General features: G+C 39.6%; 20 protein-coding genes, 1 pseudogene and 1 riboswitch. Of the genes and pseudogenes, 1 reads left to right on the top strand and 20 read right to left on the bottom strand.

Annotated features, from left to right (window positions below):
• Nucleotides 1-13: 13 nt before the first annotated feature.
• Nucleotides 14-1372 (bottom strand): magnesium transporter, encoded by a 1359-nt coding sequence (mgtE, locus tag ACQKKK_RS17440; RefSeq protein WP_427617663.1) that lies wholly within the window; start codon nucleotides 1370-1372, stop codon nucleotides 14-16.
• A gap of 286 nt (nucleotides 1373-1658) precedes the next feature.
• Nucleotides 1659-1824: riboswitch (M-box (ykoK) riboswitch) on the bottom strand.
• A 317-nt stretch (nucleotides 1825-2141) separates the two neighbouring features.
• On the opposite strand from mgtE, the gene ACQKKK_RS17435 reads away from it, so the two are divergent.
• A complete protein-coding gene (locus ACQKKK_RS17435) occupies nucleotides 2142-3479 on the top strand; it encodes an alpha/beta hydrolase family protein (protein WP_427617661.1) in 1338 nt (445 codons plus the stop codon).
• A 308-nt stretch (nucleotides 3480-3787) separates the two neighbouring features.
• Here the strand turns inward: ACQKKK_RS17435 and ACQKKK_RS17430 are convergent, their stop codons facing one another.
• From ACQKKK_RS17430 to ACQKKK_RS17340, 19 genes and pseudogenes are all read right to left on the bottom strand, one after another.
• A complete protein-coding gene (locus ACQKKK_RS17430) occupies nucleotides 3788-4783 on the bottom strand; it encodes a D-cysteine desulfhydrase (RefSeq protein WP_427617659.1) in 996 nt (331 codons plus the stop codon).
• Between the two features lie 95 nt (nucleotides 4784-4878).
• Nucleotides 4879-5256, bottom strand: coding sequence for a RidA family protein (locus tag ACQKKK_RS17425; protein WP_427617657.1), 378 nt, complete (start codon nucleotides 5254-5256; stop codon nucleotides 4879-4881).
• 101 nt (nucleotides 5257-5357) lie between these two features.
• Complete coding sequence (locus tag ACQKKK_RS17420; RefSeq protein ID WP_427617655.1) at nucleotides 5358-6836, bottom strand: amino acid permease; 1479 nt, start codon at nucleotides 6834-6836, stop codon at nucleotides 5358-5360.
• A 237-nt stretch (nucleotides 6837-7073) separates the two neighbouring features.
• On the bottom strand, nucleotides 7074-8519 hold the full coding sequence (locus tag ACQKKK_RS17415) for a sigma-54 interaction domain-containing protein (protein ID WP_427617653.1): 1446 nt from the start codon (nucleotides 8517-8519) through the stop codon (nucleotides 7074-7076).
• Between the two features lie 61 nt (nucleotides 8520-8580).
• The gene (locus ACQKKK_RS17410; RefSeq protein WP_427617651.1) at nucleotides 8581-9762 is read right to left on the bottom strand and encodes a MalY/PatB family protein; all 1182 of its coding nucleotides are present in this window, start codon (nucleotides 9760-9762) and stop codon (nucleotides 8581-8583) included.
• A 219-nt stretch (nucleotides 9763-9981) separates the two neighbouring features.
• Nucleotides 9982-11415 (bottom strand): MBL fold metallo-hydrolase, encoded by a 1434-nt coding sequence (locus ACQKKK_RS17405; protein ID WP_427617649.1) that lies wholly within the window; start codon nucleotides 11413-11415, stop codon nucleotides 9982-9984.
• A 38-nt stretch (nucleotides 11416-11453) separates the two neighbouring features.
• Nucleotides 11454-12653 carry an FAD/NAD(P)-binding oxidoreductase gene (locus ACQKKK_RS17400; protein ID WP_427617826.1) on the bottom strand — a complete coding sequence of 400 codons (1200 nt, stop codon included), beginning with the start codon at nucleotides 12651-12653 and terminating at the stop codon, nucleotides 11454-11456.
• A gap of 509 nt (nucleotides 12654-13162) precedes the next feature.
• Nucleotides 13163-13507 carry a thioredoxin family protein gene (locus tag ACQKKK_RS17395; protein WP_427617648.1) on the bottom strand — a complete coding sequence of 115 codons (345 nt, stop codon included), beginning with the start codon at nucleotides 13505-13507 and terminating at the stop codon, nucleotides 13163-13165.
• A gap of 851 nt (nucleotides 13508-14358) precedes the next feature.
• Nucleotides 14359-14889, bottom strand: a complete 531-nt coding sequence (locus ACQKKK_RS17390) for a topology modulation protein (protein ID WP_427617824.1) — start codon at nucleotides 14887-14889, stop codon at nucleotides 14359-14361.
• 184 nt (nucleotides 14890-15073) lie between these two features.
• A pseudogene (locus tag ACQKKK_RS17385) lies at nucleotides 15074-16120 on the bottom strand (alkene reductase); the annotation flags it as partial.
• Between the two features lie 273 nt (nucleotides 16121-16393).
• Complete coding sequence (locus ACQKKK_RS17380; RefSeq protein ID WP_427617646.1) at nucleotides 16394-17821, bottom strand: MDR family MFS transporter; 1428 nt, start codon at nucleotides 17819-17821, stop codon at nucleotides 16394-16396.
• Nucleotides 17822-17880: 59 nt separating this feature from the next.
• Complete coding sequence (locus tag ACQKKK_RS17375; RefSeq protein WP_427617644.1) at nucleotides 17881-18453, bottom strand: TetR/AcrR family transcriptional regulator; 573 nt, start codon at nucleotides 18451-18453, stop codon at nucleotides 17881-17883.
• A gap of 194 nt (nucleotides 18454-18647) precedes the next feature.
• The gene (locus ACQKKK_RS17370) at nucleotides 18648-19994 is read right to left on the bottom strand and encodes a TRAP transporter large permease (protein ID WP_427617642.1); all 1347 of its coding nucleotides are present in this window, start codon (nucleotides 19992-19994) and stop codon (nucleotides 18648-18650) included.
• Nucleotides 19991-20476: a TRAP transporter small permease gene (locus tag ACQKKK_RS17365; protein ID WP_427617640.1), complete on the bottom strand. Its 486-nt coding sequence runs from the start codon at nucleotides 20474-20476 to the stop codon at nucleotides 19991-19993. The genes ACQKKK_RS17370 and ACQKKK_RS17365 overlap by 4 nt, the downstream gene beginning before the upstream one ends.
• A gap of 28 nt (nucleotides 20477-20504) precedes the next feature.
• Complete coding sequence (locus ACQKKK_RS17360; protein WP_427617639.1) at nucleotides 20505-21512, bottom strand: DctP family TRAP transporter solute-binding subunit; 1008 nt, start codon at nucleotides 21510-21512, stop codon at nucleotides 20505-20507.
• Nucleotides 21513-21675: 163 nt separating this feature from the next.
• Complete coding sequence (locus ACQKKK_RS17355) at nucleotides 21676-21981, bottom strand: Zn-ribbon domain-containing OB-fold protein (protein WP_427617637.1); 306 nt, start codon at nucleotides 21979-21981, stop codon at nucleotides 21676-21678.
• A 2-nt stretch (nucleotides 21982-21983) separates the two neighbouring features.
• On the bottom strand, nucleotides 21984-23120 hold the full coding sequence (locus tag ACQKKK_RS17350; protein ID WP_427617635.1) for a thiolase C-terminal domain-containing protein: 1137 nt from the start codon (nucleotides 23118-23120) through the stop codon (nucleotides 21984-21986).
• Nucleotides 23117-24598, bottom strand: a complete 1482-nt coding sequence (locus tag ACQKKK_RS17345; protein ID WP_427617633.1) for a class I adenylate-forming enzyme family protein — start codon at nucleotides 24596-24598, stop codon at nucleotides 23117-23119. The genes ACQKKK_RS17350 and ACQKKK_RS17345 overlap by 4 nt, the downstream gene beginning before the upstream one ends.
• Complete coding sequence (locus tag ACQKKK_RS17340; protein ID WP_427617631.1) at nucleotides 24531-25079, bottom strand: PPC domain-containing DNA-binding protein; 549 nt, start codon at nucleotides 25077-25079, stop codon at nucleotides 24531-24533. The genes ACQKKK_RS17345 and ACQKKK_RS17340 overlap by 68 nt, the downstream gene beginning before the upstream one ends.
• Nucleotides 25080-25089 lie beyond the last annotated feature (10 nt).

Here is a 25089-nt window from a genome sequence, read left to right as displayed (position 1 = left end):
TTTAATGGATGGTCTACATCAATTTTGAAATAAACATCGTTGCAATTCCAAAGTAAATAAGTAACGAAAGTATATCATTCAGTGTTGTAATTAGCGGACCAGAAGCAACGGCGGGATCGATGTTGAATTTATATAAGATTAGAGGAATGATGGTCCCAGCTAAGGTCCCAATAATTAAGGTCATGACTAATGAACTTCCAACCACTAATCCCAGGACGGGATTCCCCTGCCAAACATAAGCTATGATGGAAATTAATATTCCACAGGTAATACCTATTATCAATCCAACTTTCAGTTCCCGTATAATAAGTCTGGTTACGACTCCTTTATCCGTATCACTAGTGATTAGGCCCCTTACAACAACAGCTAAAGATTGGGTACCTGTATTTCCAGTCATCCCTGCAATCATCGGCATAAAGAAGGCAAGTGCAACAACTTTGGACAATGTTTCTTCAAAACCGCTTATAATAGTTCCAGAAACTAATCCGATAAACAAAAGTAAAATAAGCCAGGGCAGCCGACGATATGCGGCCACGTGCGCCTTCGTGTCAAAGTCTATAGCTTTACCGGATGCCGATAATTTTTCAATATCTTCATTCGCTTCCTTAATGACAACATCAATAATATCATCGACGGTTACAATTCCTAATAACTCATTATTTTTTTCAACTACAGGAATTGCTAAAAAATCATATCGCTCAATAACGCGAGCTACTTCTTCTTGGTCTTCATCAGCAGATACGGAGATAACCCGGCTATACATAATATCTTGAATTTTTTCAGATTCATCATTTATTATTAAATCCCGATATGACACAACACCTACTAATTTTTTATCATTATCTATAACATAAAGATAGTTGATCGTTTCCGAAAACTCCGCAAAGATTTTCAGTTTTTCAACAGATTCACGAACCGTATAATGTTGGGGAATCCATACAAAACGGTTTGTCATTATTCGCCCGGCCGTTTCAGGGGGATAATTCATGATATTTTGAACGATCTTTGATTCTTCTTGTTTCATACCTGAAAGAAGTTCTTCGATTTTTCCAGGGGATAGGTCCTCTAACAATGAAGCTAGATCATCATTATCCATTAAATCCATTACATGGCCGGATTTCTCTATTCCTAATTTACTAAGGATTTTTAATTGATGTACTTTTTCAACTTCTTGAATCAGTTCAGCGATTTGTTCTGAATCAAGTAATAACAAGAAACGTGTATGGTGTTTTTCTGGAAGTCCCTCAAAAATTCGCGCAATGTCATATGGTTGGAGTTCTTCTAATATTGCTTGAAATTCTTTCTTTTTTCCTTCTTTTAAAACTTTTATGATTTGTAAAGTTATTTGATCTTCCGTCAGGACTTTTATCATTTCGTCACTCACTCCTTTTTAGGGGAGTCAAAAATATTCCCCTTAAATATAATAAGAGTAAAAAAAATATTATTATTCCCCATCCAAAATCTTGTATTTATTCAATTTTCACTAAGTTTTGAGTATATCGTCGTGAATAAGGATCCACTATCCTCACCTCCAGGAAAAAAATAAAAACACCTCCATTACAAATGAAGGTGTCAAAAATACGGTATATATGCGTACATTGTCTGGATGACAAATAAAACAGTCGTATATGACTGAATGACAAATACATAGCATAAATCCAGTTCCTCCATTCGTAGAGCTTTAGCACTGTGTGGCATAGGACAAAGCCAGCTACATTAAAAACCACCTTATGTCGATGGTTTCTGTTGACCCATTGGCGTCTTTCGACATTTTTGGGCAGTAGCGTATCTCCTACACAGGAGCCTCACCTAACGAGGATATTTAATTTACACATCTACTCTAAAAGAGTTTCTTTTAGAAGTCAATGTTTGATTTATAAATAAATCTGATATTTACCTAATATCGCTACCGCTATGAGGGTAGTAAATTTTTTAAAAATCTACCTTGAGAACAGTACCATCCTTAATATTAGGTACACGTTTATGGAAAAATAAATATCACCTTAGGGGGAAATATTGGAAATACATATTAACATTTACTTATAATGAAGGCTAATAGAAGTGATTCAAATATCAATAATGAAGAGTGACTGAAACAGAAAACCACAATAAAGTTCTAATAACGAAAGGAAGTTGCTCAAATGAAAAGACCTTTTACGATTATATGTATCATCGTAAGCGCTTTTCTATTAATGGCAGGTTGCAGAATCAAGGAGGCGGAACAGGTGGATGAGAATTTGAAGGAAGTGGGCTCGTTGAAAGATATTGAAGGTAAATGGGAAGGAGATATAAAGATTCCCAATCAACCCCTTCCAATTATTGTTCATTTCACGAAGGAAGATGGAACGATAAGTATTCCTGTACAAGGATTGAACGAATTCCCCTTAACAAGTGTAAAGTTAAGTAAATCAGATTTATTTTTTGATATGAAAATTCAAAATCAGCAAATAACGTTTGATGGGAAAGTCGATCAGGAAAAGATTTCAGGAACATTTGCTCAGAATGGGCAAGAGTACCCCTTTGAATTGCTTAAGAAATCCAATCAGGAAGTTGCAGAAAGAGAATCAGGTGAAGTTGTGCAGGCCAACTTGAAGAAAGGAACAATTAATGGCCTTTTAGAAACACCAAAAAATGAAGGCCCTTTTCCTGTGATGATTATAATTGCGGGTTCGGGTCCGACTGATAAAGATGGGAACACCATTGGAAATCCCGGGAAAAATAATAGTTTGAAAATGTTAGCCGAAAGTCTTGCAGAAAAAGGTATTGCAAGCATAAGGTATGATAAGCGCGGAATAGGGGAAAATATGAAATTGGCAGGAAAAGAAGAGGACCTGAGATTTGAACAATATATTGATGATGCAGCTGCTTGGGTTCAATTTGCTAAAAAGGATGGGCGTTTTTCCAAAGTTGGCATCATCGGCCATAGTGAAGGTTCTTTAATTGGAATGGCAGCTGCAAAGAAAACGGAGACAGACATATTCATTTCATTAGCGGGTGCAGGCGAACCTATAGACCAAGTACTTGTTAAACAGCTTGAAGAGCAGTTGACACCGGCGTTATTAACGGAATCCAAGGATATACTGACAAATCTAAAACAAGGTAAACAAGTCGAGACTGTCAATGCGGACTTATATAGTGTATTCCGGCCTTCTGTTCAACCCTACATGATTTCTTGGATTCAATATAATCCTATAGAATTAGTAAAAGAACTACAAATCCCAGTTCTAATCGTAAACGGGAATAGAGATATTCAAGTGGCTCCCAATAATGCAAAAGCGCTGCATAAGGAAAAAGGCGATTCTGAATTACTGATAATTGAAAAGATGAATCATATATTGAAAGAAGCCCCTGCAGATCGAGAGGGAAATCTAGCAACCTATACAAATCCTGAACTACCATTATCACCTGGATTGGTGAATGGAATTCTTGAATTTTTAAACAAACATGATATCACCAGTAATGATGATCCATTAAAATGATAATTGAGAATTGGGTCTCCCGGGGTTTGCAAAGATGTACCAAATGATCATCCTGCCTCCGATATTAGGGTAAATACTGAAAGTCCCTAGCTAAGAAAAAAACACATAACTTCAGCAGGAGTATTCTATATTGCATTACTACGGTCAATATTTCGGTAAGTATAAATCAGTTATTTTTAAAATAGAAACAGGGAGCCAAATTTATTGGCTCCCTTAGTTTGTAGTTTATTCCCTATAAAAGAGAGGATATCTCCTTGCCCATCTTTCTATTTGTTTTGATGGGTTACACTATATATTATAATTAAACTTTAATAAAAGAGTGAAGTATTGGCGTATAACGAAGAGGCGCCGCCAGAGTGCACAAATAGAATGTTATCGTCCGGCTTAAAGGTGCCTTTTTGTATTAAATCAATAAGTCCCGCTAATGCTTTACCTGTATATACCGGATCCAACAAAATCCCTTCTGTTCTGGCCATGAGCTTGACAGCTTCCACCATTTCAGGCGTAGGCAAAGCATAACCAGGTCCGACATACTCATCAAAACACATAACAGCCTCACGAGGAATTGAATTCGGAACGCCGATGTGTGCTGAAGTTTCTTTAACAAGCTGAAAAACTTTCTCTTCTTGTTCGGCTTTTCCTCTGCTTACGTTTATTCCGATTACCGGTATCTTACTTTGATTTCCATAAAACCCAGTCACCAAACCTGCATGCATTCCCCCGCTGCCGCTTACACAAACAACAGCATTCACATTGACTCCTTGATCAAAGGACTGTGTCAAAATCTCCTGAGCGCAAGCAACATATCCCGTTGCACCAATTGTATTCGATCCCCCAACCGGAATTATATAAGGTTTATTTCCCTCTTCCGTTACCTCTTTAGCTACTTTCTGCATTTCTTTCATCAAGTCAGTTCCATTAGGTACAACCTTGATTTGTTCAGCGCCTAATAAATGATACAGAAAATAGTTACCGTTAAAATCCGGCTCTGAACTTTCTGAAAGGCCCTCTTCCAACACAAGGATGCAATTCATTTTCTCTTTAACGGCAGCGGCTAGTGTTAAGCGGCAATGATTTGATTGAATGCCTCCACATGTAATTAACGTATCCGCACCTTTTTCCATTGCATCGGCTACAAGGAACTCTAGTTTTCTTGTTTTATTTCCACCAGCCGTCAGCCCAAGTAAATCATCTCGTTTAATATAAATAGAAGGGCCCCCAAGTACTTCAGAAAAATGATGTAATTTCTCAATGGGTGTATTTGTTGGTGTATATCGACGTCTGGGAAATTGCGCTAAATTCATATTAATTCTCCTCCTGTATTCTCTGTCTAGGAATACCCTATATAAATTAAAGAAAAGAGAATATCAATTTGACGTTCTCTTTTCAATTATTATTATTAGATTATAGCAACTGCTTCGATTTCAATCAAAGCATCTTTAGGTAAACGAGCAACTTCAATCGCACTTCTAGCAGGATAATCATCCGAAAAAAATTCTCCATATACATGATTCATTGCAGCAAAGTGACTCATATCACTTAAAAAAACCGTTGTTTTTATTACCTGCTGTAAGCTTGCTCCCGCCGCTTCTAAAACCTGCTTAAGATTCTCCAATGACACCCTTGTTTGCTCCTCAATATTATCAGGCATCTCTCCCGTTTCAGGATAAATTGGAAGCTGCCCAGAAGTATACACTACATTTCCTACTTTTATACCTTGTGAATAAGGACCGATAGCCTTGGGGGCTTCATTGGTTATGATTGTTTCTTTTAACATATAAACCACCTCTTTTTTTTGTGTGTAATCCTATTAAAAAACGGAATTGAATTTAATTTCCCTTTGAATAAAACGCTTACATCAAACACAAGCCTTCCCTCTTATTCTTTACGTTCAAAATCACACTCCATCAGAGGAACTATTTTTGTTTTCTTAATGATTTTATAACCAAGCCAGAGAAGCAAGAAAATAGGAAGACCTATATACGTCGCTATAATTTCTGCCCAGCTAATTTGATCTCCGTAAAAAAAAGTCTGCCCAAAAATGAAAACCACAAAAAATAACAGCGTGATAACCGGGCCCAGCGGGTACCATTTGGCTTTAAACGGCAATTCATTTAGATCTCTGCCTTGGGCTACATAGGCTTTACGGAAGCGGTAATGACTAACGGCAATCCCGAACCATTTGATAAATCCGGTAAGGGCTGAAGCATTTATCAACCAAATGAAAACTGAACCATTTCCAAAAAGGGAAGCCAAAAAAGAGGCAAGTCCTATAAAAGCAGTTGTACAAAGGGCCCACATCGGAATTCCCTTCCTGGTAAGCCGTGCAAAGATTCGTGGTGCCTTTCCTTCTTTCGCCAGTGCCCATAGCATACGTGAAGAAGCATACATTGCTGAATTTGCTGCGGATAAAACAGATGTAAGAAGCACTGCATTCATGACGGAAGCAGCAAATGCCAACCCAGCTCTCTGAAGAACAAGAGTGAAGGGGCTGATAGATACATTTTGAACGCCTGATTTAAGCAGGTTTGGATCCGTATAAGGGATAATCAAACCGATAACAAAGATCGTCAACACGTAGAAAATAAGGATTCGCCAGAAGATTGACCGAATCGCTTTCGGTACGTTTTTCGATGGATTTTCGGTTTCACCGGCTGCCGTCGCAATCACCTCAGTTCCCTGGAACGCAAAGCCCGCGATGAGCACTACACTAAAGATAGATACAAGCCCGCCATGGAAAGGAGCATCTCCTTGGGTAAAGTTACTGAACCCGACCGCATGTCCTCCCATAATTCCAAAAATCATGGCAACCCCAATAACGAGAAAGACGATGATCGAGATGACCTTAATGCCGGCAAACCAGTATTCACTTTCCCCATATGCCTTGACTGATAAAACATTTAAGATGAGCAACAAACCCAGAAATAGTGCACTCCACAAGATAGAAGGTGAGTCCGGAAACCAATACTTCATAATAAGAGTAGAGGCCACCAAATCTGCAGGAACCGTTATCGCGGTTGTATACCAATAGTTCCAACCTAACGCAAAGCCTAACGCAGGATCAATATACTTTGATGCATAGATGTCAAAGGCTCCCGGGACCGGTAAGAAGGCCGATAGCTCTCCTAAACTATTCATAACAAAATAGACCATGATTCCTACCAGAATATATGCAGCAAGCGCTCCCCCCGGCCCCGCAGTGCTAATCGTCGATCCGCTGGATACAAACAATCCAGTTCCAATAGCGCCACCTATAGCCATCATCGTTAAATGTCTGGATTGCAGCTTCCTTTGTAATGATCCTTTCGAATTTCGCTCTTCTAGGGTGTTACTTATCTCCGCTTCTAATTTCCCCATAGTGTATCCCCCTGTTTACTCATAGTTCAAATACAATTTGTATGCAAGGTTCATCTCGCTGTTATTTAGAAAAGTATCTTTATCTATTATTTTTGGAACTTTCAGTTATTTTACATAATACCTCTGCCGTCAGCTTTTGTCCTCACCCTTCTCAAATTCAGGCGAGAAAATGATATGCACTCTCCCGCTTTTATTTTTAAGAAACTTTAATGAGAAAAATAGATATTTTCTATGAAGTCAACATAATTTATATTTTTCCAACTTACGATAAAGAGTAGACAGGCTAATCTGTAGTTCCCGGGCAATTTGTTCCTTATCATGCCGATATTTTTCAGCCAGGAAATAGCTCTGGATTACGTCTTTTTCATATTCAGAAATCATTTGTTCTAAACTTAACCCTCTACACTCTACAGAAAGATGATCCTGTTGAAACAGATAGTCAGGTAAATCATGAAAGGAGATGATATCTGATTCAGCCATATTTACCATATATTCTACGGCGTTTTCCAACTGCCGTATATTCCCCGGCCAATCATAGCTTATAAGCCATCGCTCCAGCATGGGGTCAAATCTCAATGGGTGCCTTTGCAAGACCTTACAATGTTTATGCATGAAATGTTCAAGATACAAAGTGATATCATCACGCCGCTCTCTTAAAGGTTTGGTATGGAGGGGGATGACATTGAGACGATAATATAAATCTTCGCGAAAAGTGCCGTTCCGCACCATTTCCTCCAGGTTTTGGTGAGTGGCTGCAATCACCCGTACATTAATCTCGATTGCTTTTTTTCCACCGATTCTTTCAATCTCTCTTTCTTGTAAAACCCGTAATAACTTTGGCTGCAAGAAAAGCGGCATATCTCCAATTTCATCAAGGAAAATGGTCCCGTTATGTGCTAATTCGAATTTCCCCATTTTCCCATTCCGCTTTGACCCGGTAAATGAGCCACCCTCATAACCAAACAACTCACTTTCCAACAAGCTTTCAGGTATGGCAGCGCAATTAACTGCCACAAATGAATGCGTCCGCCGCTTGCTTTCAAAATGAATCGCTTTGGCTATTAATTCTTTCCCCGTTCCGCTATCTCCCCTAATCAAAACAGTGGAAGGACTGTTTATAATCCTTTTAGCTTTCTTAATAACATCTTTAAGCCCGGAATCTTTTCCAAGAATGTTTTCAAAAGTAAAAACCTTCGGGGGAATCGGAATCTCTTCTTGAATTTTGCAACCCGGTTCCTTCTCAGGGTCCAGCATTGCTAATTTATTGACCAACAATGTACTAACATAGCGTAAAAACTGTATTAGATTCTCTGATTCTATAATCATTTTCTCCTTTTGTTCATGGGAAAAACCAATCATGCCGATGACGCCAACTGGTTTGTCTTGCTTTACAATAGGAAACCCGATGGTAGCGAGTTCTTTGCATTGATTCACGAATTTACAACTCCTGCACTGCGACTCATCTCTTTTCACATCGTAAACCACTCCAGGCTCCCCTGTTTCCAATATCATTCTGAAAAAGGAGCCTTCCGGAGCCGTTTTGCCAATGAGATCTTTATAGTAGCCAGTTCCGCTAATGCGAACGCCCTTTTCATCAAGCACGGTTATATCCAGACCAAGGATTCCTGCTGTGTTCTCAGCGTAATCTTGAATAAACTGCTGTATGCCGATAAAGCCTGCCATATTATCCTCCTCTGCTATAGCGTTAATGCAATAATAAAATAATTTTATTATAGAATAAATTCTACGCTTTACACAAAGAGGAGATAGCTTTTTCTATGCCACCTAAAGCATTTTTCAACATCGAACACGGACAAGCAATATTGAGCCGCATGAACCCTTCACCTTCCATACCGAAAATGAGCCCTTCATTCATTGCAACCCTTGCTTTGCGTAACATAAATTCATCCAATTCTTTAACTGAAAAACCCAGTTCCCGGCAATCCAGCCATACAAGGTATGTGCCTTCCGGCTGGATAACTTTAATTTGCGGGATGTTTTTGCTGAAGTAATTCAAAGTGAATTCCAAATTCCCCTGCAAATATTCAAGGAGCTGATCCAGCCATTCTTCTCCGTGTCGGTAAGCAGCCTCTAACGCAACAACGCCAAATATGTTCGGCGAACCAATGGATAATGTATTAAGTTCTCGATCATACCTATCGCGCAGTTGTTGATTTGGAATAATGATACTTGACGTCTGTACACCCATCAGGTTAAAAGTTTTGCTTGGCGCAATGCAGGTAAGAGAATGATTTGCAAACTCTTCTGATATAGAGGCAAAAGGAATGTGAGTATGTGTCTTATAAACAAAGTCACAATGAATTTCATCTGCCACAACGAGAATGTTATGCTTCATGCAAATCTGTCCCAATCTCGTCAATTCTTCTTTGCTCCATACCCTTCCAATCGGGTTATGAGGACTACACAAAATCAACATTTTTACCGTTGAATCTATCTTTGCCTCTAGGTCTGCGAAATCTATGGAATAATGTCCATTTTCAAGCTTAAGCGGGTTGTTTACAACTTCACGGCCGTTCGCTTGAATCACACGGGCAAAATGATGGTATACAGGGGGTTGGATAATTATTTTGTCCCCTGTCTGAGTGAAGGACTGAATCGCCAACGATAGGGCTGGAATCACGCCTGGGCTGTGGGTAATCCATTCTTTCTCAATGGACCATTGATGTCTTCTTTTTAGCCAACTTACAATGGATTCCATATACGAGTCCGGTCTAAGTGTGTAGCCATATACACCGTGCTCCACACGCTGTTTTAATGCTTCGATGATAGGTTGTGGAGACTGAAAATCCATATCGGCCACCCACATCGGTATAACATCCTTTACCCCAAATTGATTTTCAATATTATCCCATTTTTCACAATCAGTGTTCAGTCGACGGATTTCTTGGTCAAAATTGTATTTCATCAAGTATCTCTCCTTCTCATGTTCGCTTGTGTACCTTGCCTCTTTATATATGCAATTGCCATGCCAACCCATTTCTTCTATAAAATCTCCTAATTTTTATAGAATTTCTTGATTAAACTCCCTAACACCGCGGTCATTATTTAAAAACTTTTCATCCTAGCATTGGCACATTTGCAACTATGGTAAGTATTTTCGCATGTATGATAAAATTCAAAGAAATCATTTACCATCTCTAGTAGGGCGCAACTTCTTCTGTTTTTTCCATTCCTCATAACCGCCTACAAGGTTTTGTATATCTTTAAAACCATGAACTTGTAGAAGGCTTGCAGCTATGGCCGATCTTCCGCCGGTTTTGCAATAAACCAAAATTGGTTTATCATGCGGAATTTTGTGTGCCTGTTCTTGTAAATGACCAAGCATCACATGCTTCGCCTGCGGAATATGGCCTTCCTCCCATTCGCCCTTGCTTCTGACATCAAGCAAATATATACGGTCTGATTGAATAGCGCCATCTAACTGGTCCATTGTCACTTCTTCATACTTCATTACACGCGAATCAATTTCTCCTTCCATCTCATTGATATATGGTTCCATTGTTGCAACCACGTGATCCAATCCAATGGACTGAAGGTCATTCACAATAATTTCCACAACATCATTGCTTGCCAGAAGATATATAGGTCGGTCATAGTCCAACAGCCATCCCGCCCAGGTTATAAATGATTTGTTATAAGGGATATTAATTACACCTTGTATATGCTTTTTAGCAAATTCACTGACCGGACGTGTATCAATTACAATTCCCTGTTTCGTCCATTCCTGTACAATATCTATCGAAACCTCCATATGAAGTGGCGCTGCTATACTTCGAATTTGCTGCGGTCCCTCTTTATTCAACCGCTTCATCATTGAAAAATAAGGGGGTGCCTCCGGCTGTCCAGCCAACAGTGCTTCTATAAAGCGCTCCTCATTATCATATTGCAGTGCCCAATTTGTCCGTTTTTCATATCCGATGGTTGACGATGGGATTGCTCCTAACGCTTTTCCACAGGCACTGCCCGCTCCATGCCCTGGCCATACTTGCAGATAGTCAGGAAGATTTTTAAACTGCTGCAGAGACCGATACATCTTGCGTGCCATTTTTTCCGAGGACCCTTGCACCCCTGCGGCTTTTTCCAATAAATCGGGACGCCCTACATCACCGACAAATACAAAATCTCCAGTAAATATCCCGATTGGATCCTTGGTAACTGTACCCCCATCTGTTATAAGCAGTGATATATGTTCAGGTGTGTGTCCTGGTGAATGAATCACCTCAAAATGGATATTTCCAATCTCAAATACAACTCCATTTCTCAGAAAGCGGTGTTCATACCCAGTTACATACCCATATTTCCAGTCCGGCCCTCCTTCATCAGATAAATACAATGTTGCCCCAAGCCTTGAAGCCAGCTCCTGTGAACCAGACAAAAAATCGGCATGGATGTGTGTTTCCGTTACACCCACGATCCTCACACCATTTGCTCTTGCCGTTTTTATGTAAGGTTCTATATTACGTGACGGATCAATAATTATCGCTTCGCCAGTAGCTTGACATCCCACAAGGTATGAAGCTTGGGCCAGTTTCTCATCATAAAAATATTTAAGCAACATAAATCTTCCTCCTTTTTTTATGGATAACAGAAATACTATTACATCATACCTTTAAGCATCCCATTCCAATACATAACGGGAAGCAAGTTTTTCTTCAATACATACATACTGAACCTCTCACGGGATTGATCGATAGGAAAGGTTTCTTGAGGCTGTAAATCATAATCGAATTCAGCCAGTATAAGCCGTCCGTATCCAGTAACAAGTGGACATGATGTATAGCCGTCATATTTATGAACCATTTGTTTGGCACGCATCCGATGAAGTAAATTTTGCACAAGCACGGGCGCTTGTTTGCGAATAGCAGCCCCTGTTTTTGACGTAGGCAGGTTTGTGCAATCCCCTATGCCAAATATATTGTCAAAGTGTTCATGCTGCAGCGTATATTTGTCCACAGCCAGCCACCCATTACTAGCAGCAAGGGAACTATTCTTGATGAAATCCGGGGCGCTCATCGGCGGTACCACATGAATCATGTCATATTGCATATTCACGCGTTCTTTTGTATTTAGATTTTCAAATGTCGCCCGTTTTTTATCACCATCAATTTCAATGAGATGATGCATAAAACATGTTGTGATTTCTTTTCGTTCAATTATTTTGTTTAGTGCCTGTTCATATTTTTTTACATTGAATATGGATGGGCTGCCTGAAACAAAAATAACCGAAGATTGCTGGCGAACTCCTGATTTTCTGAAATATTCTTCCGCCAAATACATAATTTTTTGAGGAGCACCACCGCATTTTACTGGAGTATTCGGATTGGTAAAGATGGAAGTCCCGCCCTTGAAGTTTCGGATCGCCTCCCAAGTGCTATCAACATAATCATAAGAGTAATTACTACATACCCCATTCTTTCCAATACTCTCTTTTAACCCTTTGATTTCATGCCAGTTAATTTGAATCCCGGCAGCGACAACTAAATATTCGTAGTGCAGTTTGTTTCCGGATGCTGTTACAACAACATTTTCATCGGGCTGAAATGTGGTAACCGCATCCTGTACCCATACGGCTCCTTTCGGAATAACAGATGCCTCTTCCCTTTGTGTCACAGTTTTGTCAGCTTCGCCTGCTCCTACAAGTGTCCATAACGGTTGATAGTAATGTTTCGTCGCAGGGTCAATGATGGCAATGTTGCCGCTCAGAGCGCTTGATTCACGCAGGAGACGTGCCGCGACCGTAATTCCTGCACTGCCGCCTCCTACAATCAAAATTTTGTAATGTGTCTCATTATTCATCTTTGCCATTCTTAATCACCTCATATCAATTTTATAAAGCAGCCTCACCGATCTAACGCTTTAGCATTTACGATTAGCATGAAAATGGCGACCGACATAATAACAGCAGAAAATACATAAAGCGTTCGTTGCTGTTTACTTTAGCGTGCTGCCAGCCAAGCTCCTTAATGTACCTCCTCCAACTCCCGCTCTAACAAATGCGAACATAATCTCTTGAAGCAAAAAAGTTATTAAAAGTTTTATATTCTTCTCTTGCGTCCCTATACGCTGTTTAGTTATGCAAAAAAATAAGTTGATAAAATCGGTGATTTGAATATATCTCCATAAATATTTAGTGACTACTCAATATTTATTGGCTTTTAGATTAATGCGGGTGATACAGATTGTTATAACCCTGATTAACGTTACATGGTAGAGCGCTCTAATTGAGCTTCAATATTAGATTTGTTTGGAAGCGGCACGAAATCTTTTTGGATAGGCGCCCCCCCCAATTAAATACTAGTAAATGATTATCTTTCTAATTTTCTACTTTCCTCAACGATTTGATTGAGAAACCGTTCAACCTCTTCCTGGCTTTTTCCGAGTTTACTTACAAAGCGATTAAGTTCCTTCCCTTCTTGAAAAGCAATAAAGCTTGGGATTCCATACACATCTAGCTTCTCTAATAATTCCGGAAAATGGTCTCGATTTACTGCAATCATATCTATTTTTTCTTTATACGCTTCTTCTATAATTGGCATGAATAAATTGGTATTCTGACAGTCTGGGCACCATTCAACATAAAATTTGGCAACAACTGGTTTTGTTGATAAAATCGCCTCATCAAACTCTTGCTTTGTTTTGATCTCTTTCATAATTACAATCCTCCCTATATTTTGTTCTCAATGTCATACTGATTGTCTCGATTACTTGATCACTCTTGCATCAAGATATCTTTCGCAATCCAGAGCAGCCATACATCCAATTCCTGCAGCAATATTGCATGCGGTATTTATGACCCGCAGGCAATTACACCAGGAATATTTGTTTCTGTTGTACCAGGATTCACTAAGATATATCCCATTCGTCCATTTTGATTTGATTGCCTAAAAAGATGTGTTCGTTTTATGCCCGATTGATATGAAAATACCATCAGATTCCGGAATTTCCTTTTTTCAGTTTCGCTGTTTTCTACTTTCAAGCCAGTAGCGTGTCGTTCTCCTGCACTAACTTTTTCAGGAATGTAATGTAAAGTCTACGTAATTTTCAGAATATTTTACATCCGACAATAGTTCCTGAAACAATTGAGAGGAGCACTTGAATAAGTGTCATTCTTTCCTGAGACCCTTACCAATAAAGCTTTAGTAATTGGCGATTCATCACTCCCTACTTTCTCTATTTACTCATCATTTAATCAAGCAAAAACCATGCCAACTAATTTTCTCCTGTAAAACCGCTTTGTTTGTACACTTCACTCTTTGGAAATTCCCATTTTTGCTATCACTTATATTAAAAAACCTTTATTATCAGGCTTAAAGCCTTCCTAGGACTAGGAAGGCTTTTTGCAACTGTGATAAAACCAATTATTAAAGTGATTATCTAACATTTAAAGTTAATAAGTATTTTCCTTAAGTCTCGTATAACTGAAATTGACTAGCCTGTCCCTATATTGCATAAGATAAAGAGCTGATTTCACAGCCCTTTCATGAACCATTGCACCTGTTGATCACCCCGGCTCATCCTTCATATTTAACAAATATTCTTCAATTTGCTGCTTGCTTTTTAAAATAACCATTATCTTTTCAGGCTCACTTCTTTGAAGATTTGCAAGTCTTTTTTTCATTTTTTTCTTACGTGGAGAGTAGGTGGTCATTATAAATTTAACAAACTGCCAGTCTAATTTTTCATGACAGCCTTCACCCATATCAGGTCTTGTTTTCCCTATATAAGACAACCAACGTTTTACAACACGGTAAAGGCAAACACGGAGTGGGAGTTCTAAATAAATAATCGTATCGGCATGCTCAGAACGTAAGTCAAAAGAATTACTATAATTACCTTCCATTATCCACTTGCCATCACTCAATACTTCCTTCTGAGCAGAAATAAAATCCTCTAAAGGAGCTTCCACCCAGCCAGGCCTCCAGTAGAATGTATCCAAATGATGTACAACAATATTTAAATTTTCTCCTAGTCTTCTTGCAAAAGTAGATTTTCCGACGCCCGCGGATATTCCTATAACCATAATACGTTCCATTGATATACCAGCTTTCTCACTTTGGGTATTGGGAATGATTGGTTGTTTCATCATTCTTTCTTCCCTTTAGCTCAATAAGGAAAAGGCGACCCTTCATAATGAAGAATCGCATCAGTAAAATGAAAGAAAAAAATGATTGGTTATTTCGTACACTGACATTTAAAAAGGCTATGTTTTTTCTCTATTAAATAAGTTGCCCTAAATGTTTCTTTGCCTCGTAATCAACAAGTTTTTCATCATGCTTAATTCGTGCCAGATAATCTGGGTTGGCGATAAGCGGACGTCCAATCGCCGCAACGTCAATGGTGCCCTTTTCTAGTGCGGCTTCTGCTGTTTCAGGATCTAGCCCTCCCACACCAACTATAATTTCATCCCAGTGGCTGCGTACCAATTCATGCATGGTCAATCCCCTTGCAATCGGTTTGGTAAATTCCATCGTGGACGGGTGAATCATTTTGACTCCTGTTTCTTTAAACGCTTCAATAAATAATTGGATCGCTGTTTCAGGGTCTTCCCACATGTAAGACGGCTGGTCAATTTTCAAAGCCGAGAAACGAATAATGGTACGTTCCACTCCAACCGTATCAATAACAGCTTTTAGCACTTCCTTCATAAATGTCAGACGCTGTTTCAAATCACCGCCGTACCGATCCGTCCTTTTATTGGAAGTGTCAGAATTGAACTGGTCTATTAAGTAGCCATGTGCACCATGAATTTCAACGCCGTCAAAGCCAGCATCCATCGCATTCTTTGCAGCTTTTTTATATTGGTTCACCACTTCTACAATATCCGTCTCTGTCATTTCTTCAGGAATATCAAAAGGTTTTCCGAATCGTGAAACCTTTCCTTCAGCAGCGATAGGAGAAGGAGCCTGCGGAGATAGTCCTCCTGCAATTTCATGATGGCTTGCACGGCCAACATGCCAGATTTGTGCAATGATCGTTCCGCCTTCAGCGTGTACAGCTTCCGTTACTTTTTTCCACCCATTGATTTGCTCTTGAGTATAAATCCCGGGCACCCCAGGATTACCTTTTGCTCTTGGTGAAATCACGACACCTTCTGTAATGATAAGCCCGATTCCATCTTGAGCCCGTTTTCGGTAGTATTCTACGGTCAGGTCATTCACTACACCAGTTTCGTTATCGGCAAACGACCGTGTCATAGGAGCCATTGCCGTTCTTGTTTTTAAGTTCCATGCACCTATTGTTACAGGTTCAAACAGTTTAGTTTTTACTTTTTTCATTTAAATTCCTCCTGTTAACCACTTTACCTGAGCTAACTTTTAGTAACTATTATTGTGTAAGATTATCCGATAAGTGGTTAATTTTCAAATAATTCACTCTGTATTTAATACTATTTGATAAAAAATGGTATTAAAGACCAATAAAAAGCATTTATTTATTACCAATCAGCGGCTGGTTCTAAATTGCTTTTTTCCAAACAAAAAAGCCAGTCAGAGAAAACCTTTTCCCTGCTGGCTAATGGATCTTTTTTCATTATCTTTTTAGTCACGTGCTGTTCTGATAAAAAACGCTACGATCAAACCAATGATTGCAAGGACCAGACCGAAAATGAAGGCATCTTGAACGCCTGCAGTCAATGAACCGCTAATGACTGATGGATCGAACGGATTTTCTGCATTTGCCATATATTTTTTTTGGGATGCTGACATGATGGTAATGGCAACGGTTGTCCCGATGGCTCCCGATACTTGTTGCAATGTATTCATAAGAGCCGTTCCATCCGGATAAAGGTTTTTCGGCAGTTGATTCAGCCCATTTGTCTGGGCGGGCATCATGACCATCGAAACACCAATCATTAGGAGAGTATGCATGACGATTACCATAATGATAGATGTTTCAGTCGTTACGTTCGTCAAAGTCCATAACATGGCAATCATGATAATGAAGCCTGGAATCACTAGTCCTCTTGGTCCGAACTTATCAAATATTCGTCCAGTAACCGGAGACATGATACCATTAAGCACTCCACCCGGTAAAAGTACCAGACCAGCTGAAAACGCGGCTAATGCAAGCCCGGTTTGCAGGTATAGCGGTAAGAGAATCATGGATGACATGATGATCATGAAGGTGATGAAGACGGTTATTAACCCTAAAGTGAACATGGGATATTTAAAAACGCGCAAGTCAATCATCGGTTTATCCATATTGAATTGTCTTACAGCAAACAGGAATAGCGCTATAAGGCCGACAATGATCGAGGATAGAACTATCGCATTACTCCATCCTTGTTCCCCAACAATACTAAAGCCATAAACAATTCCTCCAAAACCAATGGTCGATAAAATAATGGATGGTACATCGATTTTAGGTTTGGTGATTGTTGAAACGTTTTGCATATACTTGAGACCGAATAGTAAAGCAATCACAAAGAATGGCAAAGACACCCAAAAAATGTAATTCCATTTCAGATTTTCGATAATCAAACCTGAAACTGTCGGTCCGATAGCTGGGGCAAACATGATCACCAGCCCCATCAATCCCATCGTCGCTCCCCTTTTATGGATCGGGAAAATCAATAAAATGGTATTGAACATGAGAGGCAATAAAAGACCCGTTCCGATTGCCTGGATGACACGAGCTAGCATCAAGATGCCGAACCCAGGTGCAATTGCTGCAATGAGCGTCCCAATGATGGAGAACACCATTGATGCGATGAATAATTGACGAGTATTGAACCACTGAATCAGAAGTCCCGAAACGGGAACCAATATCCCCAAAGTTAATAAATAACCCGTTGTCAGCCATTGCACGGTGGAAGGACTGACATTGAATTCCTGGATTAAATCCCCCAGCGCCATGTTTAAAGCCGTCTCACTGAATAACCCAATGAACCCTGCAATTAAAAATGAAATTAAAATGGGGGTCGTTCTAATGACTTGGTTTTGCTGCTGTGTTGCATCTGTAGACATAAAATGATTCCTCCAATTACTGACTGTTCGATCAAAGCAAAAAAAATTTTCCGTATGACTTATTTATTTATCAACAATAATGGTATCTGTTCCGCAATGGCTTGGAGAGGTTTCCCGTTTTTCGCCGTTAAGGATAAAAGGATACCGCCCTCAATTAAAGCATTAATTACGATACTCAATTCCTTTGCCCGTTTCTCACTGAATTCCGCTTCGAGTAATTTCTTTACATATATGGATTGCCACTCTTCTATCGCTTCTTGACAGGCCGTTCTTATCGGCTCACTCGTCGTATATGTTTCCGCCGCTATCGTCCCGATTGGCAGGCCTAATAGATTTTCACTTTCACCAAAAACCTCGGATAATTGAAAAATATGAGCCTGAATCGCTTTAATAGGGTCTTCGATTTCATCAAATCCCCGTTGAATTTCAACTATCACGAATTCTTTTGTATGAATAATCGCCTCTATCGCCAATTCTTCTTTGCCTTTCGGAAAATAATGATACAGCGAACCTTTTGGGATACCACTTTCCTCAATAATATCCTTAAGTCCTACACCATAATATCCTCGTATGCGAAAAAGTCGGGAAGCAGCTTCAATAAGAATGTCTTTCGAGTTTCGTTTTTCTGCCATAGCTGGATCACTCCTTGAAATTATATCAACCGGTCTATTAGAGACTATACTTGTATATTATTGTTTTGTCAAAGTAGATGGCAGCATATGGAATGGTTCTCCTCATAGGCAGAAAATCCGAAATATCCCAACGAAGTTATTCAGGCATAAATTGAATCAAAGAAGAACGCCTCATTTGGCGTTCTCTGTATAATCTATTTCACCCCGAGCAAATTTGGTAAAAAAGTAGAAATTGCTGGTATATACGTAATGAGAAGTAGAACCGCTATTGCTGAAATAAGAAAAGGTATAATCGCTTTGGATATGCTATGAAGTTTTACATTCCCAATGCCGCAAGCAACATAGAGATTAATTCCCACTGGAGGTGTAAACAACCCAATGGCTAAGTTTACAGTCATAAAAATCCCGAATACCGTTGGATCGATATTAAAATAAAGGATGATAGGAATCAAGATTGGAACGAAAATGTAAAAAGCCGAGATAGCATCGATAAAAGCACCGGCAATTAACAGAATCACATTTAAAATCAACAATATTATTATTGGATTAGAGCTCACTGATAATAAGGAATTAGCCATGGATTCAGCAATTTGTTCTGTTGTAATAATATATGCGAATAAGGAGGCAGAGCTCACAATTAACATTATGACTGCTGTTTGAGTCCCTGATTCATAGAGAATTTTGTAAATACTCCCGATTTTCAAATCTTTATAAATGAAGACACCGACAAAGAACCCATAAAATACAGCCACTACTGCCGCTTCTGTCGGGGTAAAAACACCTCCATAAATCCCACCCAGAATAATGACAGGCATTAGTAGTCCCCAAATAGCCTCTCGAAAGGCTTTAAATACTTCTTTGGGTGAAGCCTTTCTTTCACTAATCAAGGTAGTAGCTGCAATTTCATCTTGTGCATCTATAGACGAGAATCTTAGCATATCCTTTTTCTTCGAATATATGGCTGCAAATATAAACCCGATGCCTAAAAGGAGCCCTGGAAGAACACCAGCTAGGAACAGCCGCCCGATTGAAACATTCAATTGGTCTCCTGCAACAATAGCGAAGACAATCATAGCGATACTGGGTGGAATGACAATTCCTATTCCTCCTGAACTGGCTAATAGCGCACTCGCTGATTCTTTTCTCATCCCACCTTTAACAAGAGCTGGTATTAAAATGCCGCCGATTGCCGCAACGGTAGCTGGGCCAGATCCAGAAATGGCCGCAAAGAAAATGGCCGTTATAACAGTAACCAGTATAATGCCACTTTTAAAGTGACCTACGCAAACATGTGCAAAATTAATCAGTCTTTTTGATATTCCTGCATATTCCATGATTACACCCGCAAGAATGAAAAAAGGGATGGCTAGCAAAGTGAATTTACCTGTGCTTGCAAATAATATATCTGGTAATAATGTAAAACTTGAAGCACCCCAGTTTATGAAAAGAACGGTAATAGAGGAAGCAGCTAATGCAATGGCTATTGGGATTCCGATTAAAACTAATACCGCAAAAAGACCGAATAAGATTAGTGCGTTCATATATCAATCCCCTCTCTTCTAACTAAACTTCTCCACTCTATCACTCCCGCTTCCACTGAACGATAGAGACAAAAAATGCAACCAATGGGAAGAAACATCGAAAATACCCATTGCTGCCATCCAAGTGATGGCGTAATCAGATTTCTATCCATCTGAAATTGCATCATATCGTAGCCATAGAAAACGAGTAAGATAAACACGATTGAGATGATTGAGGTTCTTAATAAAATAAGTGCTTTTCTTGTTATCAAATTAGACTTTTCATAGAGTAAGGAGAATCCCAAATGAGCATTTTTTCTCAAACCCACAGCCGCACCTAAAAATGTCAATAATACAAAAAGGTTTATTGTTATTTCCTCGGTAAACGATAGGGAATAATGAAAGAAATATCTCGAAATTACATTTCCAAAGGTAATCACGGCCATCCCTAACATTGTTACCGCAAGGATGAAATTCTCTATATAACCAATCACTCTTGACATAAACAATCACCTCCGCTTTTAATTACATTCATTTTCTAAAAGTATCCAGTAAGTCTGATCCCCATTCCGATTCATAATTGTCATAAATTTTTTCTGACGCTTTCCTGAAGGCTTCAATCTCATCATCCGTTGGATAGACAAAATCCATTCCAGAGGCTTTTAATTCTTTCATTTGCTGTTTTTCTTTTTCCCTTGAAATTTTAATTTGATATTTATTGGCATTTTTTGCTGCTATTTTAATAATTTTTTGGTCGTCTGGGTGGATCGAGTCAAATTTTTCTTTATTCATTCCTAGAATAAGTGGGTCATATGAGTAATTCCAAATGCTGATATACTTCTGAACCTCCTCTAATTTAGAAGACTTAATTACATCAATAGGATTTTCCTGACCATCGATCGTTCCTTGTTGAAGTCCTGTAAACACTTCTGAAAAAGCCATGGCTGTAGGGTCTGCATCTAATTCTCTCCATAAATCCATATACATTTTAATTCCGGGAATGCGAACTTTCAGATTCTCGATATCTTCGGGAATTCTAATTGGTCTTACATTGTTCGTTACTTGGCGGAAGCCGCTCTCACCAAACCCTAATGGTTCGATCCCATTATCAGAAAGGATTTCTTTTAGTGCTTCCCCTCCTTCACCGTGCATTTTTTCATCAGCTTCATCCAGATTTTTAAATAAAAATGGTGCCGTAATAACACCCAAACGCTTTTCAAAGACCGAATAAATAATAGGTGAATGGTAGCTTAAATCTGTAGAACCTTTTAATAGCATCTCTACACCTTTAGCTGGATCTCCAGCAGACAACTGTTCATTAGCATATAATTTGATTTTAATTCGTCCATCAGTTTTTTCCGCCACTTCTTTTGCAAAATGCTCTGCTCCTAAATACCAGGTTGACGATTCACTTACCGTAATAGACATCTTTAAATTATGACTCCCTTTTTCATTTGACGCTACCGTCCCAACACTCTGACATCCGACCATCACCCCCACCAAGATAACGCTTACAAAAACACTCAGTATTTTTTTCATTCCTGTCCCCCCTGCTTACATTTTGTTGAATACTATAATCTTCACCTCTATCTGGATATTAGCCTTTCAAGAATCCTCATACCTTCTTCCTGAATAAGTTCGCTCTTTCATGGCTCTCTTCCCAATCCATTTTTAACCTAATAATGGCGGATTATCTCTAATTTCACACGAACCAGTAAACAGAATCTTCTATTTTATGAAGTTCAACCTTTTGCTCTATGCTAGGTTCATCGACGGCCAAACGAGCAGTTATGCGATGACCTTCAGCAAGATCCACTAGAATAATATGATAGGGGGCATCGGAGGAAAACTTTTCTGGTGCACTATAGATGGTCGTATATGAGTAAATCGTTCCTTTTCCACTCATCTTTTTTTCAATAAGTCCTACATTATAGCAATTGGGACAAACGTACTTGGGCGGTACAAAAGCTGTACTGCATCTATCGCAGAAAAGTAATTTAATATTCATGTTCAGGCACGGCTCCCTTCAAAGATGTGGACAGTTGAGTAGGCTCCTGTCCCCCCTAAATTTTGTGCAAGTCCTATTCGGGCTCCATCCACTTGATTTACAGCGCTGCCGCGAAGCTGACAAACAATCTGAATAATTTGCGATACACCAGTAGCTCCAATTGGGTGACCACGTGAAAGCAATCCGCCGCTTGTGTTGACTGGGACACTCCCGCCATGTTTAGTAAGGCCCCGTTCAATTGCCTGCCATCCTGTTCCCTTTTCAAATAGACCCAAGTCTTCAATGGCTAAAATCTCCGTCATGGCAAAACAATCGTGAAGTTCGACCACATCCATTTCATCCGGTCCAAGGCTTGCCTGCTCATAAGCCTGACGAGCGGATTCCCGTATCGACACTACCTCTAATAAATTGGGAATATCTTGCATAAGCGGCGGTCCAGATGCTTGACCGGAAGCAAGGACTTTGACCCCCTTATCCCCTGCAGTAAGGATGACAGCTGCTGCTCCATCCGTTATGGGCGAACAGTCGAATAACCCAAGAGGAGCCGTTATCGGTCGTGCCCCCATAATTTCTTCCAAGCTTGTTTCTTTTCGAAACTGTGCTTTCGGATTATTCATGGCATATTTTCTGTTTTTCAATGCAACCCTTGCAAGGTGTTCCTTCTCTGCACCATATTCATACATATACCGGTTAGCGACAACACCGAAAAAACCAGGGAATGTTAGACCTGAAATCCCTTCATTTGAATCATTATCCATAGCTGAATTAATGGCTTGAGTCACGAGATTCGTCGGGGCATGGGTCATTTTTTCGACCCCTACGACCAATACGGTGTCATAAATACCAGCAGCAACCATAAGGTAGGCTTGACGAAAAGCGATACCTCCAGAAGCACAGGCTCCTTCCGTCTTCGTAGTAGGTATAGGACCCAAACCTAATTCCTTTGACAAGATGGAACCAATAATTTCTTGCCCAGCGAGCTGGCCCCCTAAAAAATTCCCTGCATAAATCGCATCCACTTTTGGTTTTCCAGCATCAATCAAGGCATCTCGACAAGCAGATACAGCAAGTGATTTAAGGGATTCTCTCCGTTTCCCAAATTTGGTCATTCCAACTCCTGTAACTGATACTTTCTTCATACCCTCCTCCTCCAATACGATTCGCGAATTTCTTTCCGTAAAATTTTGCCGTATGTGCTTTTTAACAGACTCTCTACGATAAAAATCTGTTTTGGTTTTTTAAAGCTGGCCAATTTACTTTTACACAGTCCAACAAGCTCTTGCTCCGTCACGTATTGATCCTCCCGAAGTACAACATGAGCGCAGATTGCTTCTCCCCACTTGTCGTCAGGTATCCCAAATACACAGGTTTCTTTTACAGCTGGGTGAAGATTTAAAACCTCTTCCACTTCACGGGGATACGTATTCGCTCCTCCGCTAATGATGACATCTTTCTTTCGATCCACTATATATAGGTACCCCTCTTTATCCATCCATCCAAGGTCCCCTGTATGCAACCAACCATTCTTTATTGCCTCTGCAGTAGCCTCTTCGTTTTTCCAATATCCTTTCATGACCAAAGATCCCCGGCAAATGATTTCACCAATCTCACCTGAAGGAACTTGCCTGCCATCCTCATCTACAATTTTCATATCGACAAACGGTCCTGTCGCACCTGAAGAAGCTAGCCTATTTCTTAGCCCGTGTCTTGGCATGGCGGTAATTGTCATGGGGGCTTCTATCTGACCATAAGTTTCTATAATTTTAGGTCCGAGTATGTCTAAAGCCATCTTTATTTTTTCAGCGGCCATTGGTGCTCCTGCCATATTAATGGTTTTTAAAGAACTAAGATCTCGCTTTACTAAGCTTTCTTCATGAATCATTAAATTGACCATCGTGGGAACAAGAAAAAAAGTGGTAATCCTTTCTTTTTCAATCGACTCGAGAAAATGTTCGGGCTCGAATTTATTAAATATCACTTGTTTAAGCCCTAAAAACAATCCAGAATGTGCAAGAAAATTAGAGCCATGAGTAAGCGGGGCTACGTGTCCTATCACATCATTTTGATTGATTTCACAAGTCGTGATCAAGGAAAGGGAACTAGAGATAAAATTGCGATGCGTCAACATAGCACCTTTAGGTCTTCCTGTTGTACCTGATGTATACATAATGGCATATACATCCTCTTCATCAACAACCACTTTTGGTTCATCAATTTCGAAAGCTGCTATCCACGATTCATATTCCTTCCCTACTCGGATAACGGAAATTTTTACGTTTACATGCTGAATTAAATGATTCTCACCGATTAATAACTTTGCTCCCGATTCTTTCAAGACATACTCATGTTCATTAGGATGGAGCCTATAATTCATTGGAACCTTGATCAGTCCCGCTATCGCAATGGCTACATCAAGTTCGATATGCTCCATACGATTCGACATAAGGATAGCTACCCGATCTCCTTTAGCCAAACCAGATGATAGTAATGCATTTGCTAAGCGCAAGGAGCGTTCTTTTAATTGTAAAAAGGTATAATGTTTTAACCCATCAAATAAAGCTTGTTCCTTTGCATACATGCTGAAAGTCTTCAAGTAAATTTGTCCCAATGTCTCCAACGCCCGAACCTCCCTGATTAAAAGTGATGGTTTGAAAACCTAACTGTGGTTTGAATGTACGTACTGCCTCAATGGCTTTTCCAACCTGGATGTTGAACTCCACTGTAATTAGGGTTGGATTTTCCCCTGGTAGGATATGGCCGCCAAAAATGGATCCTTTTTGATCCCCAAAGATGCCGTGTAAATGGAAATCCGTTACTCCGTTTCCCTTCTCACATAAAAATCCTGTTGCATTTAAAATTTCAATAGGCCCTTCTTTTCTTATGGCTTTACTATAAGACAGACCATCTAAATCATTTTGAATGTAAACATAAGTAGCCCGTGATAAAGAACCGATGCATGTGACCACTCCAGATTGAATGTTATATTTCTCATACTCTTGTATAATGCCTTCCATTAAATCTGTACCCATGATTAAAGAGCCAAAGATACATCCGTTCTCTTCGTCATAAATAGAGTGGTTCTTAGGTTTTTCACTCATATATTTTAGT

Origin of the sequence: Peribacillus sp. NPDC006672 (assembly GCF_050274955.1) — a bacterium.
Taxonomy (GTDB): domain Bacteria; phylum Bacillota; class Bacilli; order Bacillales; family DSM-1321; genus Peribacillus.
This window is presented reverse-complemented; position numbering and strand designations above follow the sequence as displayed.